At 48.5% G+C, this 19,293-nt stretch carries 14 protein-coding genes; 7 read left to right on the top strand and 7 right to left on the bottom strand.

Annotated elements, in window-relative coordinates:
- Positions 1-17 precede the first annotated feature (17 nt).
- The 3 genes from ftsZ (E5987_RS03050) (at position 18) to lpxC (ending at position 3,864) form a co-directional block, all read left to right on the top strand.
- Positions 18-1,154, top strand: coding sequence for a cell division protein FtsZ (gene ftsZ, locus E5987_RS03050; RefSeq protein WP_237178704.1), 1,137 nt, complete (start codon positions 18-20; stop codon positions 1,152-1,154).
- Between the two features lie 190 nt (positions 1,155-1,344).
- Positions 1,345-2,949, top strand: a complete 1,605-nt coding sequence (gene ftsZ / locus E5987_RS13265; protein ID WP_370528045.1) for a cell division protein FtsZ — start codon at positions 1,345-1,347, stop codon at positions 2,947-2,949.
- Positions 2,950-2,958: 9 nt separating this feature from the next.
- Complete coding sequence (gene lpxC, locus E5987_RS03060) at positions 2,959-3,864, top strand: UDP-3-O-acyl-N-acetylglucosamine deacetylase (protein ID WP_160334615.1); 906 nt, start codon at positions 2,959-2,961, stop codon at positions 3,862-3,864.
- A 35-nt stretch (positions 3,865-3,899) separates the two neighbouring features.
- Here the strand turns inward: lpxC and E5987_RS03065 are convergent, their stop codons facing one another.
- Positions 3,900-4,475 (bottom strand): orotate phosphoribosyltransferase, encoded by a 576-nt coding sequence (locus E5987_RS03065; protein ID WP_160334616.1) that lies wholly within the window; start codon positions 4,473-4,475, stop codon positions 3,900-3,902.
- Between the two features lie 244 nt (positions 4,476-4,719).
- On the opposite strand from E5987_RS03065, the gene secA reads away from it, so the two are divergent.
- The 4 genes from secA to E5987_RS03085 all read left to right on the top strand — a co-directional run bounded on the left by secA (position 4,720) and on the right by E5987_RS03085 (position 9,983).
- Positions 4,720-7,389 carry a preprotein translocase subunit SecA gene (gene secA, locus E5987_RS03070; RefSeq protein WP_160334617.1) on the top strand — a complete coding sequence of 890 codons (2,670 nt, stop codon included), beginning with the start codon at positions 4,720-4,722 and terminating at the stop codon, positions 7,387-7,389.
- A gap of 86 nt (positions 7,390-7,475) precedes the next feature.
- Positions 7,476-8,705 (top strand): bifunctional glutamate N-acetyltransferase/amino-acid acetyltransferase ArgJ, encoded by a 1,230-nt coding sequence (argJ, locus tag E5987_RS03075; protein WP_160334618.1) that lies wholly within the window; start codon positions 7,476-7,478, stop codon positions 8,703-8,705.
- Between the two features lie 4 nt (positions 8,706-8,709).
- Entirely contained in the window at positions 8,710-9,591 is an 882-nt protein-coding gene (locus E5987_RS03080) for an ATP-binding protein (protein WP_160334619.1), read from the top strand.
- The gene (locus E5987_RS03085) at positions 9,588-9,983 is read left to right on the top strand and encodes a (deoxy)nucleoside triphosphate pyrophosphohydrolase (RefSeq protein WP_160334620.1); all 396 of its coding nucleotides are present in this window, start codon (positions 9,588-9,590) and stop codon (positions 9,981-9,983) included. Before E5987_RS03080 ends, E5987_RS03085 begins: the two co-directional genes overlap by 4 nt.
- Positions 9,984-10,027: 44 nt before the next feature.
- Here E5987_RS03085 and E5987_RS03090 read toward each other — a convergent pair whose 3' ends face one another.
- From E5987_RS03090 to E5987_RS03115, 6 genes are all read right to left on the bottom strand, one after another.
- The gene (locus E5987_RS03090; protein ID WP_160334621.1) at positions 10,028-10,264 is read right to left on the bottom strand and encodes a DNA gyrase inhibitor YacG; all 237 of its coding nucleotides are present in this window, start codon (positions 10,262-10,264) and stop codon (positions 10,028-10,030) included.
- Between the two features lie 15 nt (positions 10,265-10,279).
- Complete coding sequence (gene zapD / locus E5987_RS03095) at positions 10,280-11,053, bottom strand: cell division protein ZapD (RefSeq protein WP_160334622.1); 774 nt, start codon at positions 11,051-11,053, stop codon at positions 10,280-10,282.
- 257 nt (positions 11,054-11,310) lie between these two features.
- A complete protein-coding gene (gene coaE / locus E5987_RS03100) occupies positions 11,311-11,904 on the bottom strand; it encodes a dephospho-CoA kinase (protein ID WP_160334623.1) in 594 nt (197 codons plus the stop codon).
- A gap of 5 nt (positions 11,905-11,909) precedes the next feature.
- Positions 11,910-12,908 carry an ABC transporter substrate-binding protein gene (locus E5987_RS03105; protein WP_160334624.1) on the bottom strand — a complete coding sequence of 333 codons (999 nt, stop codon included), beginning with the start codon at positions 12,906-12,908 and terminating at the stop codon, positions 11,910-11,912.
- Positions 12,909-13,081: 173 nt separating this feature from the next.
- A complete protein-coding gene (locus E5987_RS03110) occupies positions 13,082-17,989 on the bottom strand; it encodes a type ISP restriction/modification enzyme (protein WP_160334633.1) in 4,908 nt (1,635 codons plus the stop codon).
- Positions 17,990-18,265: 276 nt separating this feature from the next.
- Positions 18,266-18,985 carry a GIY-YIG nuclease family protein gene (locus E5987_RS03115; protein WP_160334625.1) on the bottom strand — a complete coding sequence of 240 codons (720 nt, stop codon included), beginning with the start codon at positions 18,983-18,985 and terminating at the stop codon, positions 18,266-18,268.
- Positions 18,986-19,293 lie beyond the last annotated feature (308 nt).

The following is a 19,293-nucleotide window of genomic DNA, read 5'->3' on the forward strand; positions in this document are numbered from 1 at the left end:
TCAAAGAGTAAATAATCATGCCGTTTATTGAGGAAGACACAGATTCTCTGGGACAGCAGATGCATGAGACCGTCATTAAGGTCATCGGCGTCGGAGGCGCCGGCGGAAACGCTCTGAACACTATGGTGAATAGGATGAGCGGGGCGGACATCACCTTCATCGCAGCCAATACGGACATACAAGCATTAAACAAGTCCTTGGCTGCTTATAAGCTGCCCTTAGGTTCGAGCGGACTTGGCGCCGGTACCAAACCGGAAGTCGGTTTTCAGTGCGCCAATGAAGCACGCGTTGTGATCGCCAAGATGCTCGACGGAGCCGACATGCTGTTTCTGACGGCGGGCATGGGTGGAGGCACCGGAACCGGGGCCTCTCCGGTCATTGCCGAAGTCGCCCGCGAGATGGGCATTCTGACGGTTGCGATTGTGACCAAGCCCTTCAGTTTTGAAGGCTCAAGGCGCATGAGGATTGCGGAAAAGGGGCTGGAGCAGCTCAAAGATCGGGTAGACAGTCTGATTGTTGTTTTGAATGATCGTCTGGAAGAGACGCTTGGAGAGGATGCCTCGCTGAAAGACTGTTTTGAGAAGGCTGACGAAGTTTTATACAACGCCTGCTCGAGCGTGACGGAAATGATCCAAAACTGCGGCATGATGAACGTTGACTTCAGAGACATCAAAACCGTCATGAGCTGCAAAGGAAAAGCGCTGATCGGTTACGGCGAAGCCTCAGGAGCGGATCGAGCGGTGATTGCGGCGTCTCAGGCGATTTCCGCGCCGCTGCTTGACAGCGTCAGAATGCGCGGCGCAAAGGGTCTGCTTCTTAATGTTTTCGCGTCGACCTCTGTTCGCGCATCGGAATACCGAGCCGCGATGGAAACGGCTCAGAATTTTGCCGATCCTGACGCGATTGTAAAAGGCGGTCTCTTTTTTGACGACAGTCTCGGCGATACGCTTCGAGTCAGTTTGATCGCGACCGGCATTGAGGATCCGGATCAGCCGGCCCTGGTCCCGAAAGAGGCGGAGAAGAAGCCTGAAGCGGCGCCGTTTCTTTCTCAGCCGTTCAGTGCCGGCAGCGCAAAGCAGCCTGAGGCTGAACCGCAGCAGTCCGCCAATCAGAGCGGACTTTGGAGCTCGAATCCTCTCGGATTGAAAAATTAGCGGGCAAGCACCCCCGGGCAGACAAAAAGCCGTGTTTCTTTGAGACGAAGGCGACTGAGGGGTTTAACGGTCTTCGGTGCGTTTTTTTACAAGAGATATTGTGAGAAATCCGAGACGATTTTTTTGATTAACGATAAAATTACGAGTCTGATGGTGGCAGAGCCGCAACGGCCTGAAAATAGAGAAGTACATGGAAAAGGTTATTGAAGAATACAACAGCTCCGATATGGGAGACGGACACCGTGCAACGGTGATTAAAGTTATCGGTGTCGGAGGTGCAGGCGGAAACGCGCTCAACACGATGGTTCGCAAGATGGGCGACAGCGATGTCGAATTCATCGCGGCCAATACGGACCAGCAGGCATTATCCAACTCCCTGGCCAATCAAAAGATTCCGCTTGGCAAGAGCGGACTGGGCGCAGGCATGCGTCCCGAGGTTGGTTTCCAGGCGGCTAATGAAGCGCGCGAAGAGATTGCTGACAAGCTGCGCGGAGCGGACATGGTGTTTATCACCGCCGGTATGGGCGGCGGCACCGGTACAGGCGCTTCTCCCGTTGTAGCTGAAGTTGCTCAGGAGTTGGGTATTCTGACTGTCGCGGTCGTCACGAAACCGTTTAATTTTGAAGGTATGCGCCGCATGAAGACGGCAGAGCAGGGCCTTCAGCAGCTCAAAAACCGAGTTCATTCACTGATTGTTATTCTGAACGATCGTCTTGAGGAAGAGCTCGGAGAAGACGCGACATTCAAAGAATGTTTCGAGAAGGCTGACGAGGTTCTCTACAACGCCTGTTCCGGTATTGCCGAGCTGATTCAGCGCGTCGGCTACATGAACGTTGACTTTGAAGACGTCCGTACGGTTATGGGCGCAAGAGGCACCGCCATGATGGGTATGGGCGAAGCGGAAGGTCCGGACAGAGCGATTGCGGCCGCTTCTCAGGCCATTGCCTGTCCGCTTCTTGAAGGCGTTCAGCTCAAAGGAGCGCGCGGTCTGTTGGTCAACGTTACCGGAAGCACCGGCATGCGTATGTCGGAATTCAGAACCGCTATGGAAACCGTCAAGAATTTTGCCGATCCTGACGCGCTGGTTATCGCCGGTTCCGTCACAGACGATTCTCTTGGCGAAAAACTTCGCGTGACCGTGATTGCCACAGGTCTTGATCAGGACGGTACCGATAATTTCGAGACCGACATGAGAACAGGCCAGAGCGCGAGCCCGGTAAACAATTCTTCTCAGCTTTGGAAGCAGAACACACCGTTCCGCACGGGTGCCGCTGAAACACTGCATTCAACGACGGAACCCGCTGCGCTCGGCGTTGATCTCTTCGGCGCTCCGATGACTGAGACAAAACCGAAGGCCAAGGCTGAACGTCATCCAGAACCGAAGGACGAGCCGAAGGCTGAACCGCAGGCTCAGGAACCGAAACCGGAAGTTCGTCCCGCAGAGGAAGTGAAAGAAGCGAAGCCTGAAGAAAAGCCCGCTGCCGCGTACACGGAAAATCCGTTCCTTCAGCCTGTCAGCCGTCCGATTTCCACGCCCGACGTGCAGAATCCTTTCCCGCAGAACAGTGCTCGCGACAATACCGTTTTCGGTTCCTTCGGCGGTAAAGAAAGCGTTCGTCCCGCAAGCGATGTTTTTGCAACGCTGAATCCTCAGCAGGGCACCAACAGCGGTCTTTGGACAACCAACGCGCAGACGCCGGCCGCTGAGCCTCGTCCTGTGGCTAAGACAGAAGAAACACCGGATCAGCCGCGTTTTGAATACGGCATTCCGACTTTCCTTCGCAAAAAGTCATAAGAATCGTTCATGATTAAGCAAAGAACATTGAGAGAGCCCGTCTCGGCGGTGGGTGTGGGCGTTCATTCGGGTAAAAAGATCCGCCTGACGCTTAGACCCGCGCCGGTTAATACCGGACTTGTGTTTACGCGTACGGATTTGAATCCGCCGGTTGTCATTCAGTCGGAGCCCACACGCGTTAACGACACGCGTATGGCGACGACACTGGATAAGGACGGCGCGCGCATCGCGACGATTGAACACATGATGAGCGCGTTCTCGGGGCTTGCGATTGACAACTGCTTTATTGATGTTGACGCGCCCGAGATTCCGATTATGGACGGTTCGGGCTCCACCTTTGTTTACATGATTCAGTCGGCCGGGATTGTTGAACAGGATGCTCCGCGTCGTTTTGTACGCGTACTCAAACCCGTTGAAGTACGTGAAGGCGACAAATGGGCCTCTCTGGTTCCTTACGAAGGCTACAAACTTTCGTTCAGCATTGATTTTGGTCACGAAGCGATTGACAAGACCGCTCAGTTTGTTGAGGTTGACTTTAATAAGCAGAGTTATGTGCGTGACGTTTCGTACGCCCGCACGTTTGGTTTTGTGAAGGACTTGGAGCTTTTGTGGTCGCTCGGCTTAGCCCAAGGCGGCACGATGGACAACGCGATTGTTTTGGACGACAAGCACGTGCTCAATCCAGAAGGACTGCGCGCAGAGGATGAGTTTGCCAAACACAAGCTTTTGGACGCGATGGGCGATTTATACGTGCTTGGACATCCGTTAATCGCGCACTACAGCGCCTTTAAATCCGGTCATGAAATCAACAACAAACTGCTCCGCGCGCTGATCGCTGATCCGCTCAGCTGGGAGTACGTTGAGTATCCGGATCCGGAACTTGCTCCGCGGTCATTTACTGCCGCGGTTGCTTAGCCTGGTAACACAGAGGTCGGAATTTTCCGGCCTTTTTATTTATTTTTAAGTGACGCTGCCAGACGTTCCATTTCTGCTTTAAGAGGAGAGCTCTCAGGGAGTCGCTCAGCAAGTTCCTTTGCGCCTTCGGCGGCTTCTTTGCCGCTTAGTCTCGGATGCATTTCCGTGTGCAGAAACGGTTTGGGAGGAGGCGGAGAAACATCGAGCGCAGCGGCAAGTTTGACAGCGCCGAGTCCGCGCATTGCCATATAGTTCTGCAGCGTCGGAAGAATCTGCTTGAATTTAGTGATCATGGCGTTTGACGGAAGCGACACTTCCGCGCGAACCTCTTCCCTGACTTGCGATAGTGCGTCCGTTTCATAATTCAGCGCGTATGGATCGGCATCTTCAATGCGAACCCTTTTCACGGACACTCGGATCATATTCGGTTCAATAGGCACGCCAAGGCGAAGATCGTCGCACATAGGCGCAATCACAGCGGCGATTTTTTTTGCGGCCCGCATATTTTCAAACTGCCGATAAAGCGCGCCCTTCTGCATGACATTTCGAAGAGGCTGCTGTGGAGACCAACGCACGGCCATGACGATCCTCTGATGATTCAACTTTTCCATTATAGGTCCGGGTGCCTGTAGCGATATGCAGCTTACTAACATCTTGTCGCAAGTCGTTAGTGTTATTACGGCTCAGCCCTAAAAAAGGCATGGAAAATACAAGTTAGTGTTGTAAAATCAACAGTCCGGCGTGTTCACTGCAGTATTAAATCGCATTTTGATTCCCGTGATCGGGACAGAACCGCCTAGGTTAAATATGTGCGCAGCAGCGGTACCCCGTTGCTTTCGTTTTATAAGAGAAGAATTGATGGTCAATTTCCTGACAAAGATTTTTGGAAGCCGCAATGATCGACTGATCCGTCAGTACCGTCGCAAAGTAGCGGTGATTAACAAACTCGAGCCTGAAATGAAGGCGCTCACGGATGAGCAGCTGAAGGCGAAGACTGTGGAATTTCGCCAGCGTCTTGCAGACGGAGCCACTCTTGACTCTCTTTTGCCCGAAGCTTTTGCGGTAGTGCGCGAAGCGAGCTTCCGAGTTCTGGGAATGCGTCACTTTGATGTTCAGCTGATCGGCGGTATGGTCCTGAACGACAACAAGATTGCGGAAATGCGCACCGGTGAAGGTAAGACGCTGACCGCGACACTTGCGGTTTATCTGAATGCTCTGCCCGGCAAAGGCGCCCATGTCGTTACAGTGAATGACTACCTGGCAAGCCGTGACGCGGCATGGATGGGCAAGGTTTACAACTTCCTCGGAATGACTGTCGGCACGATTCTTTCAAATCAGCCGAATGATCAGAAAAAAGCAGCGTATGCCGCGGATATTACTTACGGAACCAACAATGAATTTGGTTTCGATTATCTTCGCGACAATATGGAGTACGACACAGAAGCACGTCGTCAGCGCGGCCTTTTCTTTGCGATTGTTGACGAAGTCGACTCCATTCTTATTGACGAAGCCCGTACACCTCTGATTATTTCCGGTCCGGCCGAAGGCGGCACAGACATCTACGTCGCCATTGACAAGATTCCGGATCAGCTGGTTCGCCAGAAAGAAGAGAAGGGAGAAGGAGACTACTGGGTCGATGAGAAGCAGCACTCGGTACAGCTTTCCGAATCCGGTCACGAAAAAGTCGAGAAGATCATGGTGGAGATGGGACTTCTTCCGGAAGGACAGAGCCTTTATTCACCGCAGAACATCATGCTTCTGCACTACCTCAATGCAGCGCTTCGCGCGCATACTCTCTTTGTGAGAGACCAGCACTATGTGGTGCAGAACGGCGAAGTGATTATCGTTGACGAATTTACCGGCCGCTTAATGAAAGGCCGCCGCTGGTCCGACGGTCTTCATCAGGCCGTGGAAGCTAAGGAAGGCGTCAAGATCCAGCAGGAAAACCAGACATTTGCCTCCATCACCTTCCAGAACTACTTCCGTATGTACGAAAAGCTTTCCGGTATGACCGGTACAGCGGATACGGAAGCCTATGAGTTCCAGGAAATTTACGGTCTTGAAACAGTTGTCATTCCGACGCACCGCATGATGATCCGTGACGATCAGCAGGATAAGGTGTATCGCACGGCCAAAGAAAAGTACAAAGCGATTGTTGATGACGTTAAGGAATGCTACGGCAGAGGCCAGCCGGTACTGGTCGGTACAACGTCGATTGAAAACTCCGAGCTCATCAGCCAGATGCTGGACAAGGAAGGAATTCCGCACAACGTGCTGAATGCCAAACAGCATGAAAAAGAAGCTCAGATCGTTCTGGAAGCCGGACGTCCCGGCATGGTGACGATTGCTACGAATATGGCGGGCCGCGGTACCGATATTGTGCTGGGCGGCGGCATTTCCAAGGCGCTTGAAAGCATTGATGAGGATCCGTCTCTCAGTGATGAAGAAAAGACTGCGAAGAAGGACGCTATCAAGGCAGAGTGGCAGAAGGATCACGACAAGGTCGTCGAGCTCGGCGGTCTGCGTATTATCGGTTCCGAACGTCATGAATCCCGTCGTATTGACAACCAGCTTCGCGGCCGTTCCGGCCGTCAGGGCGACCCGGGTTCTTCACGCTTCTACCTCTCGATGGAAGATCCGCTTCTGAGAATTTTCGCCGGTGAGAAGATGCAGGCGTTGATGAACAAGCTGCGTCTGCCTGAAGGCGAAGCGATTGAAGCCGGCATTGTGACGCGCTCTATTGAAACAGCGCAGCGCAAAGTTGAGTCCCGCAACTTCGATATTCGTAAGCAGCTTCTGGAGTATGACGACGTTGCGAACGATCAGCGTAAAGAAATTTATGCGCTTCGTAATGAAATTCTTGAGAACAGGGACGTTTCCGGTCCGGTTAAAGAACTGCGTGACGGCTACTTCACCAGCCTGTTCCATCAGTTTGTTCCGCCGGATACCGTTGAAGAGCAGTGGGATCTGGAGGGTCTTGAGAAAGAGCTGAAAGAGAAATGGAATATTGAAGTTCCGCTTAAAGAAACACTGGAAAAATCTGAAAGCTCCGACGAAGATCAGCTTCTGGATATGCTGATTCAGGCGACGAATAAAGTTTATGACGACAAAGTCGCTCTGGTGGGACGCGAAGCGTTCTCCGAGTTCGAGCGCAATGTTCTTCTGCAGTTCCTTGATCAGCGCTGGAGAGAGCATCTGAGCCAGCTCGATATGCTGCGTCAGGGCATCTATCTGCGCGGATACGCTCAGAAGCAGCCGAAGCAGGAATATAAGCGCGAAGCTTTTGAACTGTTTGCAGCGCTTTTGGAAACGGTTGGCGCCGATGTCACCCGTGTTCTGATGAATGTTCAGATTCGACAGCCGGAGCCTCAGCCCGAGCCTGAACCTGAACCCGCAGCGATTCCGGCCGCTCAGTCTGATGAGCCGGCACCGGAAGCAAATCCGTATGCGGGCGTGGGACGTCACGACTTGTGTCCCTGCGGTAGCGGCAAGAAGTTTAAAGACTGCCACGGCAAGCTGAAATAAAGAAAAAAGACGGTCCGCAACGGACCGTTTTTTTGAGCGGTGCTCTAGAATTTAGAGAAATACTTTAAAAATCGTAAAGGACAAAAATGGCTGTCAATTTATATCCGCCCGAACCTTCGGAAATTTATCCCGTCCCCGGAGTGGTTCTCGGCGTCGCGGAGGCCAATATCCGCAAACCCAATCGTAAAGACGTTCTGGTTGTAGAGCTTGCGCTCGGCTCCCGCGTTGCCGGAGTTTTCACCAGCAATCGTTTTGCAGCCGCGCCGGTTCAGGTCTGCAGAAAGCATTTGAGCGAAACCAATAATATTCGCGCAATTGTCGTGAATACCGGTATCGCTAATGCCGGCACCGGCCTTCAGGGCGTGATCGATGCGGAAGAGACCTGCCAAAAGCTCTCGGAAATTTTGAATTGCTCGCCGACTCAAGTCCTGCCGTTTTCTACCGGTGTGATTATGGAGCCGCTGCCAATGCGCAATCTGCTTAAAGGCGTGGAGGAAGCTGCTAATTCGTTATCGCGCAATAATTGGATTGACGCGGCCGAAGCTATTATGACAACCGACACGGTGCCCAAATGCTATTCGAAGCGGGTGGATCTGGACGGTCATGAAATTACGATCACCGGCATCAGTAAAGGATCGGGCATGATTGAGCCGCATATGGCAACCATGCTGGGATTTATCGCTACGGATATCGGCATTGATGAATCGATCCTTCAGGAAGTCGTTAAGACGGTTGCTGACGCTTCTTACAACCGTGTCACAGTTGACGGCGACACATCAACGAATGATTCCTTTGTTTTAATTTCCACCGGCAGAAATCAGGCCGATCCGATTGCTTCTGCCGACGATCCTCGCTACGACGATCTGCTTGACGCGCTGATCGAAGTGGCCCAGAAGCTTTCTCAGGCCATGGTGAGGGACGGGGAAGGGGCTTCCAAGTTCATTACGATTACAGTAGAAGATGCGCGTGACGAAGAGGAGGCTCTGAAGGTTGCCTATGCTGTAGCTCATTCTCCTTTGGTCAAGACAGCCTTTTACGCTTCCGATCCTAACCTCGGTCGAATCTTAGCGGCAGTCGGCAATTCGAAGATCGCCGATCTTGATCCAGCCAAAGTAACGCTTTGGCTGGATGACGTGCTCGTTGCGAGAAACGGCGGAAGAGCTCAGGAGTATGAAGAAATTCAAGGGCAGACCATCATGGCTCAGGATGAGATTACGGTTCGCATCAGCCTAGGCAGAGGAGATGCCTCGGAGACGGTTTGGACGACTGATCTGTCGCACGACTACGTATCGATCAACGCCGACTATCGGAGCTAATGAGATGCTGAGCCCCGACTTGGAAACACGTCTTGCAAAGGTTCTTGACCGACTGGACAATTTGCTTCCCAAAACCGAGGCGGAAGTTGATTGGAGCGCTAAAGCATTCCGCTGGAGAAGAAGAAACTATCTTGGCATGTCTGCCGGCGAGCTTGAGCCGGTGGAAAGGATCGCTTTTGTTGAGGAGTCGGTCATTATTAATGCTGATCGGCAGAAAGAGCAGCTTTTTCGCAACACAGAGCAGTTTGTCAAAGGTCTGCCCGCAAACAATGTATTGTTGTCCGGGGCTCGTGGAACCGGTAAATCTTCTTTGATTCGCGCCTGTTTCAGCAAATACTGTAACCAGGGACTTCGTCTTATTGAGGTCGATAAGAGCGATCTGAGAGATCTCGCGGACATCGCACGCATGGTTTCGCATCGTCCGGAGAAGTTTATAGTTTTCTGTGATGACTTGTCTTTTGAGTTTGGTGAAGGCGGATACAAAGAACTAAAAGCGATTCTTGACGGCTCTGTCGCTTCGTCCGGAGACAATCTTTTGGTTTATGCGACATCGAATCGCCGTCATCTGATGCCGGAGAAGATGAGTGACAACCTTGCGAGTTCGATGGATGAAGACGGAGAGTTGCATCCGGCGGAGACGATTGAGGAAAAGATGTCATTGTCCGAGCGTTTTGGTCTGTGGCTTAGTTTCTACCCGTACAGTCAGAAAGAGTATTTGAGTATTGCCAAGGTTTGGACAGAGCACTTTGGCGGCACGATTAACGAAGAGTGGCAGACTGAAGCGCTGCAGTTCGCGCTTCAGCGCGGCTCCCGCTCTGGCCGTGTGGCCTATCAATTCTCCCGAGACTGGGCCGGCCGCACACGTCTGGAAAAGGAAGACGCATGACGAAATTAACTGAGGTCTCTGTTGCGGTCGTTTTTGACGGAAAGGGACGTTTTCTGATGACGTCCCGACCCGAAGGAAAAGTTTATGCGGGTTATTGGGAGTTTCCCGGCGGAAAGATAGAACCCGGCGAGACTGCCGAAGACGCGATACGTCGGGAGATGCGTGAGGAGCTTGGCGCGGAGATTTTTGATTGCAAAGAAGTTAAAACATCGGTTTTTACGTATCCGCACGCGACTGTGCATCTACACTTTATTCAATGTCGACTTAAATCGGGGGCGATTAAAGCCCTTGAAGGCCAGGAATTTAAGTTTGTGACAATGGAAGATCTTCCTGAACCGATTCTTCCCGCAACGGTTCCGGAACTGGAGGTTGTAACGGCCTGCAGGCTCTAAAAAGAAAAGCTTTCCGTTTGGAGAGCTTTTCCTTTACAGGTCAATTACATTTCGTTTTCCGGTTTGACCTTGCTGTGTAATTTGCCGGTTGCAAGCGCTTCTTCTGAAATATCAAGATCATCGTCGGCTTCCTGGTTCTTGCTTTTGATTACATAGGAGCCTTCAGCCCAAGCGCCTAAGTCAATCAGTTTGCAGCGCTCGCAGCAGAAAGGACGAAACGGATTTTTTTCAGAATATTCACATTCCCGACCGCATGTCGGGCACTTTACTTTTAAGGCCATAACAACAATTAGGAGTTACATATTGCAGAGGCCAAGTGTAAACGGAGCGTTTGCAGGAACCAAGTGTTCGGGGCCGTTTTTACCAAAATTAACGGGATTAAATCTGACGGAAAGCAGATATCGGTTTGCCGAAATTTTGGGAACCAATCCAAGCTTGGGATCAACAAAGATCTGCAGCAGTGTGAAAGTCTTACCCTGAAGATCTTTCTGGTAAGCGCCGTTCACCGCGTTTTCAGTTTTGAGTTCCGCGGTACCGCGCAGCAAGTCGAGAATTAAGTCGATTGCGGTTCTGTACGGTTTAAGCGGAGCGATCCATTCCTTGAGGTTCGCTTTTCTTTCCTCTGCCGGAAGATGCAGCCAATGATGGTACATAGGGATATCAAACTCGCAGGTTCCGGCCGGAATTGCCGAGCGCTGTCCTACGGTTTTGAGAAATTCATTCTGTGAGGAAAGATGTGAAATACGCACGCCGACAGTGCTGAGTTCAGCTCTGCTCTTCTGAAGCTGCTCAAGCGTCATTTTGAGAGAGTTCTGATCGACATGCTCATTAAAAGCTAAAGGTTCAAGGCATGATCTGAAGCGGGCAAGTTCATGCAGGAGATCATTTTTCTGATCTCCACGCACCGTGACTTCCTGTATTTCGAAGTACTTAAGGATAGCCGCACGGTGATCGTTTAAATTCTCTTGTTGAGCAAACCATTCCAGCTGAGAAAAGAGATCCGCCAATCGAAGGAACGTGCGAATTTTTTCGTTAGCCGGGAATTCATAGCGAAGCAACCCGTCAGTCATTATTTGGCCTTTTTTTAGTTATTAAAATCTACCACAAATATGTGCTAACGGATAGTAATTTTGCTTAGAGCTTGAAGATTATTCTTCTAACTTTCCAAATTGCGTTCTGTTTTTTGCTGAACTGTTCGAGACAGTCAGAGTGATTTTGTTCGTGTGTCCGAGCGCATTTAAAGCGACGAAGCTGCTTATGTATTTCCTTTGCTCTGCATCGGTACTTTTCTCAGCATTGCTCTGTATGCTGAGAAAATCGATAATTCTCAGTCCATAGACGAGTATTTGACATGCAGGCGAAGGACCGCTTCTTTTAGCTCTTTAGTGGAAAAAACATTTTCGATAATGTCATCAGCAGATTTAAGCCGTTCAGTCCTCGAGGCCTGAGCATTAATAATTGACATGACTTCTTCACGGGGGAAGCCGTTTCTCTTCATAACGCGGGTGATTTGAACATCTTTGGGAGTGTCAACGACGAGAAGCCGGCTGATACGCTGCTTCCAAAAAGAATTCTCTGTTAACAGCGGCACACTGATGATGCAGTAGCGGCCTTTTGCTTCGCTGAGCTGCCTGAGGCATTCTTTTTGAATAATCGGATGGAGGATCGACTCGAGTTTTTTTCTCTGCATCGGATCTCTGAAGACTAAATCTCTCATGAATTTGCGATCCATTGACCCGTCGGGCGAGATAGCGTCATTTCCGAAAGCTAGTCGAACCGCATCGATCGCGATGCCGCCGGGAGCGGTCACCGCGCGAGAGACGCAGTCAGCGTCGACTACGGTAACACCGAGGGCAGAGAATTCGTCCGAGACAGTTGTTTTACCGCTGCCGATTCCTCCGGTTAATCCGATAATTCTCATAGCTTTTATTTCTGAAGAACGTTATTGATCCATTTTTCCGTTAATTCGCCGCGATGCTGTCCTTTCCATGCAAGCGGAATATCCAGCACTTTGATGTTGGATAAATTGAGCACAGGATCGTCCGCAGCTACATCGGTACGGGTTGGGGCGTATTGGATTTTATTCTTCAGAATGAAATGCGCAAACTTTGGGCTGGAAGCCCATTCCATAAAAGCTTCTGCTTCTTTTTTATTTTTTGCGCCCTTAACGACAGCAACGGTTTCGATGCCAACCGTAACGCCTTCTTTCGGATAGCTGATGGAGACCGGGTAGCCGAGCTGTTTTATATCCAAAGCGTCGGGAAGGTAGACGATCGCCGCAGCAGCAAGGCCTTCTCCCACGCGCATTGCCGGCCAAGCTCCGCTTTTGGTATACATCTGAACGTTTTTATGAAGCTGCTTTTGGTAATCAATCGAGCCTTTATCTCCAAAAGCCATTTCAAGCGAAAATAGGCGTTCGGTTGCGGTTCCGGATGTACGGGCATCGGCAAGAATAATTCCGTTTTTGTATTCCGGTTTAAGCAGATCGAGCCAAGAAGAGGGCGCTTTTAATTTCTGCTTTTCCAAAAACTTGTTATTGGTAATAAAGGCAAGCGGCATGATGCCGACACCGGTCCAATAGCCGTCCGGATCTAAAAACTGCGACGGAATCTTATCCGCATTTTTGGGGCGATAGACGCTAAGAAGGTTGTCCTGTTTTGCGGCTTCCAAAAAGTCAGCGGGACCGCCGAGGACAGCATCGACCTGAGGATTTTTTCTTTCCGCTTTCAGCCGCGTGAGGACTTCTCCGGCGGAAAGCCTCAGGTAATTTACTTTGATGCCGGTATCTTTAGAGAACTGCGCTAACACTTGTGTCGCATATTTTTCCGGCATAGAGGCGTAGAGGTTCAATTCTGCGGCAGTCAAATTTGACGAGAGGCCGGAGAAAAGCAAGGCTTGGGTTAGGAGGAGGCGCTTTAGAAGCATTTTTTTGGTCTCGAATTAGAAGAGGTTATAGTTTGCCATCCAAATGCCGAAAAATTGGGGGAAGCGTCAAAGATTTCACTCAGGGCGGGCAGAACCTTCATTTCCTCGAAAGTGCTCTATGTTTAGTGCATGTCAGCCGGTCCTAAGCGAATGACATGCAGTCTCTCCGAAACTCAATCGCCTTCTATGTCCAGCGGGTGTATTTCCAACGACGGAAGGTTTTTGACGATCTTCATTGTCTCCACGCTTACGGTAATCACCTTAAGGAACAAATCGTACGGATATGTGGAGTCCCCCATTTCTTCTCCGTACTTATTAAAGTCATTGACAATTCCGCTGTCCTTATCAACTTTGACGCAGCACCTTTCAACGATCCAGTCCAGAGCGCTCTTCTTGTTGACTACGTACTCCTGAGTTCCCAGCGGAATATTTTCTATCGTGATGTCAGAGTTGTAGATCAGTCGAGTTTTATCCTTAGCCGCGTTGCCGGTTTTACCCTTAATCTTGCCCCATTTCATTTGTGTTACATGGAACGAAGCACTCGGTTTCATTTGAATGTTAACGCCTGAGTAACGAGGCTGCTTTTCAAAATTCACATGCAGGTCAGCTAACTTTCTGCCCGCTTCACTGAATGCTTTGAACTGTTCAAATGTGGCAACCCGCGGAATTCTCGGAAGCTCCTTACTCAGATTATTTGCATACTTTGTCCGGTAATCCGGGCTATGCAAAATGCCGTAGATGTAATAGAAGAGGTCATCCTTCGAAATTGTGTTCTCCGGATAAGCTTCCTGAAAATGTTCCAGTGCTTCATCAGTAATTGCGTCTTCTTTGATGAAGTCTCCGGAAGCAGCGGTTTCAGAGTTTTCTTCAGTTGATTTAAATAAATCCGGTTCTTCTTTCTTTGAGTTGTCAGTAGTGTTATAGATGAAGCGAGGGAAGCATTGAGAATCGCCGTTGAAATGGAGATCGGCAATTTGATTGGTCATCAACGCAATGAATCCATCAGTAGCCCTAGCTCCTTGGTTTATGCAAATAACAAGGTTTTCCGCAGATGTGGTAGGGAAAAGTTTAGACATCTGATAAACACAGTTATTCCAATAACGATCAAAGTAAAGCCACTGTCGGTTAAACGGACGATAAAAAGATGGATATTGTTTTTCTTTTGAAAATAGTTGGCTATATTTTCCTTTTAACACATCTCTTTTTTGAGGTCGATCCCATTTAATATAGTGAGGATCGGAGGATGGGATAAAATCTTCCCCCTCCTTTAAACGTCTGTCGACTTCTGCGTTGTAGTGGTTTATTAAATTCGCTATGTTTTGCGCTAGAGTGTCACAGGAAGAGTTATAGGACCAAGCATCTCTGCTTGTGACAATCCCCAACGAAAAATTCTTAAAAATAGAGAGTTCTTCTGTCTTTTTTCCATCTAATCTCATGAAACAAGAGTAAGAATCATCTCTCTGGTTTATCCAATCACCATGTTTATCCGGATAGATTCTCTGCCATTTAATCTGAGAAATTGACTTGGCTTTACCTATTTGTGCAAGTTTCTCCTCTCTGGTTAGGTAGTCATCAACGGCATGGAAATAAATCTTGCCTTTTTCAGGATCATCCGGATTCTTGACAAGAAGAACTATTGCAACGGGAGCGCGACTTCCCTCACCAAAAATGTTGTCTTTTTCTTTACGGCGTTGCTCGCCTTGAGTTCTGGCATTTCCCTTCAAATGGAAAATATAGATTGAATTGAACTCCTCAGCCATGCATTTACGCATGCCATCTGCACTGTTAGATTCAATCCAACCAGCATTGGTCACAAAACCGATGACTCCTTTATCTTTAATACGGTCGGATGCCCAGCGGTAAGCGCGGATATAAGAATCAAAAAGTTTTCCTTTCAATGTGGAATTTGTTCTTGATACATAGGTAGCAGTTAACCTTTTATCGAGCTTTTCATAGTGTTCATTAGCATTATCATCGTTCTGACTATCTTGCCCAACCGAATAAGGAGGATTGCCAATAATTACTCGAATATCCAACTCATTCGTCTTAGCTAAGCGGGCGTTATTTTCGGATAATGACGTACTGAAAAAGCTTTTAGGATCGTGATCGGCAAAAGTATCCGTCCAAATCATCACGGGGTTGGGCTCATATTCAAGATTTGGTACTAATTCATGCAGCGTACTTTCCAAGTTCATTGAAGCTACGTAATAAGCGAGAGGGACAATCTCGTTGGCATGAATGTCATTTTTGAATTTCTCATTGAGCTTATCTTTTGGAATCAATCCGCTTTGCATGAGTCTTGTCAGAAATGTCCCGGTTCCTGTGAAGGGATCAAGGATGTGAACATCAGGAGCGTCAATGGTTGTTCCAAACTCTTTCTTGAGAATGTCTGCAACAGAATTATTGATAAAGTCCACTACCGGGACAGGCGTGTAGACAATGCCGAGCTTATCTCGTAGCTTTGGGAAAGCAGTTTTGAAAAACTTGTCAAAGAGTTCTAGGATTACTGTTTGCCTACCTTCAGAAGTTTTGATGTTCTTGGCTCGAAGTTTGACGGAGTTATAGAAGCCCTCTAATAGCTTCGTTGCTGATTTCATGCCCTCCTTATCAAGTGATTCCAGCATCGTGCTCATCGCTTTTGAAAGAGGATTTTTCTCCGTGAATGGGAATTTGGAGAAGAGTGCGTCCATCACGGGTTTCGTGACGATGTGCTGGCCCAGCATGTCGAGAATTTCCTCGCGTGAAAGTTCGCCGTTCAGAGTGTTTTTTAGTTCCTTAGAGAACTCATCGAATTTCTTTCGAGATGCTTCGTTTGCCGGATCATCTAAAACGGATTTGATGTGCTTGACCTGCTCTTCGCAAATCCTGCCGACATCTTCGGCCCAATCGCTCCATTCTTTTCGGTTCCCGACTTTCTTTACGATTCTCGCTCTGATATCTTCTTCCAATATGGAATCTCTTCCGAATGGCAGAGCAAGCTGTGAGTTCGGAACATCATTTCCGCCACGAGGTGGCTTTCTTCTTTTTGGCTTATTCTTGCCATCTCCGCCGCCTGAGGAGCTTTGTCTTGTGAACTTTTTATCCGTAAGGCAAATAACCTCGAGTTTTTCAGAATTGACGGTTTTCAGCTGTCCGTCAACCATGGATCCGAAATCCTCGTCAATTGACTTCAAGGCCCTCAAAACCTGCCAAACCGTCTCGAAGTCCTTATTGTTATCTAATACGGAATCAGCTGGAATTCCCGCGGGTGTAACAATTGGAATAATGACGTAGCCGCGCTCCTTCTTCGTATTCTTGGAAGTACGCATGACCCGTCCGACAGTCTGGACAACGTCAACCATCGACTTGCGAGGCGATAAGAAAAGCACGGCGTCTAACGAAGGAACATCGACGCCCTCAGAAAGACAGCGAACATTAAATAGAATTTTGCAGCGCCCTTCCTCCGTGTCAGCACGAAGCCACTCCAGACGATTGGCTTTTTCTGTTGCATCCATCGATCCATCAATGTGGCGTGTATCGCAAATGAGACCGTTCTGTTCATTAAAGAAAGCTTCATCCAAGGACTTGGTTTCTTTACGGAGTTTGTCTTTGAATCGCTCAATTGTGTTTTGGAATTCAGCCGTAAATTGTTTGGAAGAAACTTTGTCGTATTTGTCGGAAGGATTGATAACCTGTGCAAAACCAACTGCGCGTTTCATCGGCTGAAGGTCATCTCCCAATGATATTTCGCCTTGTAGGTCTCTCTTTGATAAAGCTCTCCAGCAGCCGATGACTTTTGCAGCGTTCGATACAGAGAGACCTCCCTGAGCTCCGAGAGCTAAATCATCTGGATCGTTCTTATCTCCAATCATGGATTCGTTGACCGTCAGAACAATAACCTTGTAGTCAACCAGGCTTCCGAGTCTGACCGCTTGTGTGAAGTTAATCGAGTGGAAGGTTTCTCCATAAACGTCTTTATCGTCCATGGAGTAGAGGACAATGTCGCCTTCCTCGTTTTGCTTTTTCGCATTACTGCCGTAAATTTTCGGCGTTGCCGTCATGTAGAGGCGCTTTTTCGCTTTGACGTAGTCATTGTTGTGAATGCGTGTGAAGACAGCCTCTTTCTCGTCTGTGAAGTGGCCGCCTGCGGTTCTGTGAGCTTCATCACAAACCACTAAATCAAACTCTTTGACAGCGTCGGTCGATAAATTCTGCGCCTGATGAATAACATCGATGGACTGGTAGGTAGAGAAGATGACCGTCATCGCATTCTTATTTTCCAAGGCTTTTGTAACTTCTTTCCCTAATGTCATGGCGTCGGTCGTAGCCGGATAAGAAAGTTCGCTTCCGACTGTCAAAGATTCCAGATCCTCCAGATCGGCTTTGCCAGTGGAAGAATCAGAACAAACCGCAAAAGCCTTGACGGGATAAATGCATTGCTGCTTCCAGTCCGTAAGCGTCTGCGAAAGAAGAGAAAGTGATGGCACTAAGAACAGGACTAATTTTCCTTTTCCGACTTGTTTCTCTGCAATCTTCAAAGAAGTGTAGGTTTTACCGGTACCGCAGGCCATGATCAGTTTCCCGCGGTCGGCTTTTTTAAAGCCGCTGATAACTTGTTTGATTGCCTCTTCCTGATAGTCGCGAGGGGTACGCTTTGCTACTTCCTTTAATTCGCCTCTCTGATAAGCGTCCCAGTCGACGGTAGAACTTGCTAAAGTTTCTCGTGTGATCAGAGTGACCGGAGGAACTTGCCTGTCAAGTTCTTCTCTGACGTTATCGCTCCAGTTTTCATTGGTTGCGACTAAGAAGCGTCTTGTAAAGAACGGTTTACTGGACGAAGCAAGGAATGAGTCGACGCCGCCTTTAGGTACTGTGGCTTTTTTGTCGTAGAACTTGCACTGAATTGCCGTAAATCTGTTGTCATCGGCGTTAACTCCGACCAGGTCTATGCCGATGTCGCGAGAGGAGGATACTAATTCCGGGTGCTTCTGACTCCAATCTTTATAAGTTAAGACCTCAGAAAATAAGTCTCGGTACGTCGGTTCTTTTGTGAGCCAGTCTCGGATAAGCGTTTCAAACCGCGTTCCTTTATCGCGTTTAATGTCGGATGAGGTGTTCTCGAGATTATAAAGTAAACGGTCTAGCGAGAGAGAATTGGGGGGGTATACATATTTACTGCTTGAACTTTATTTTCTGCCATTTTATATAAAAAGGGGCCTTTTTACCAGGTTAAAAAGGCCCTTGACCACTCTGATTTGGAGAAAGTATTTTAAAGCATGAAGAATGCGTTCTTTCCCATCGTTTAAACGACTCAATCTTTATAAACAACACATCCCGGGGCGGTCGCGCCGACTCATTAACTACCTCAGGAAAAGAGTCTATACATTCAGTCTTTTTCTAATATCCACTAAAGTTTCACCGTTGTAGGCAAAGTACAATCCGCCTTGTATGGCTTTTACTTTCATTAAGTATTTGCCAAGGCCGCTTAGTGAATACGTCTTGCCTTCAAAAGAAACCTTGTTCTTTTTATCAAGAGTTGTACAGGTGATTTTGGCGTCCTTAACAAATGTCAGCGTAGTGCCTACAGGAATGCCAAGGAGTTCAAACGTCAAATTGCCTTTCTTAGGCGGCGTTGTTTTGGATGGGGTAGATTCCGGAGCGCCCTCGTTGTCAATCGGATAGCGAATCAACTGAGCTTCACTGCCGTTGATTTGAGCGATTGCAGATAGGACTTCGTAGGCCTTCTTGGCATCCATTCCGTAAAATTCGCGGTTCTTAGCGTGGCGTAAGGTCGGATCAAGCGTATCAATCAGTCTATGCAGTTCCTTATCTCTCAAACGTTTCTTAACCTTGTAGGCTGCATAACAGTGAAAAGGATCGGGAAGGGCACTGTTTCTATTAAGACTCTTTAATCTTTTCTCTACGTCATCCGCGTAACCAATTTTGACCATGTCCGGAAAGGCAGGATTGACAAGAATATAGATTGAACCCGCGAATTGTTCTTTCTTTTCGCCTCCACAGGTGTAACCACGCTTTTTCAATTCATCTTCGATGAGGTTAATTAAAGCTTCGTCCAAACATTGAGATAAAGTACTCATTTCAATTCCTTTGCGATAGAGGCGGTAATCTCAATCTTGCCGCTGCCGGCGTGATGGATTAAAAATTATTTGCAGTTGTTGTTGTGAGATTGTAAATCGATGAGTTTACCCGTCGCTTGATCAACTCTTGTAAAACTGCCTGTCGTTTTTCATTGACGAGGCATTTACGACCTGAATTCCCAAAAACTAGATCATAAATATTACTAGTAGTTACACACAGTGCCCAAATTGCCCGTAAACCGGGCATTGGGCATTATTTTAACTGATTTAATAGATTATAATTATATAATCTACCTGGAGGGATTCAT

This window comes from Parasutterella muris (genome assembly GCF_009767915.1).
Lineage (GTDB): Bacteria > Pseudomonadota > Gammaproteobacteria > Burkholderiales > Burkholderiaceae_F > Parasutterella > Parasutterella muris.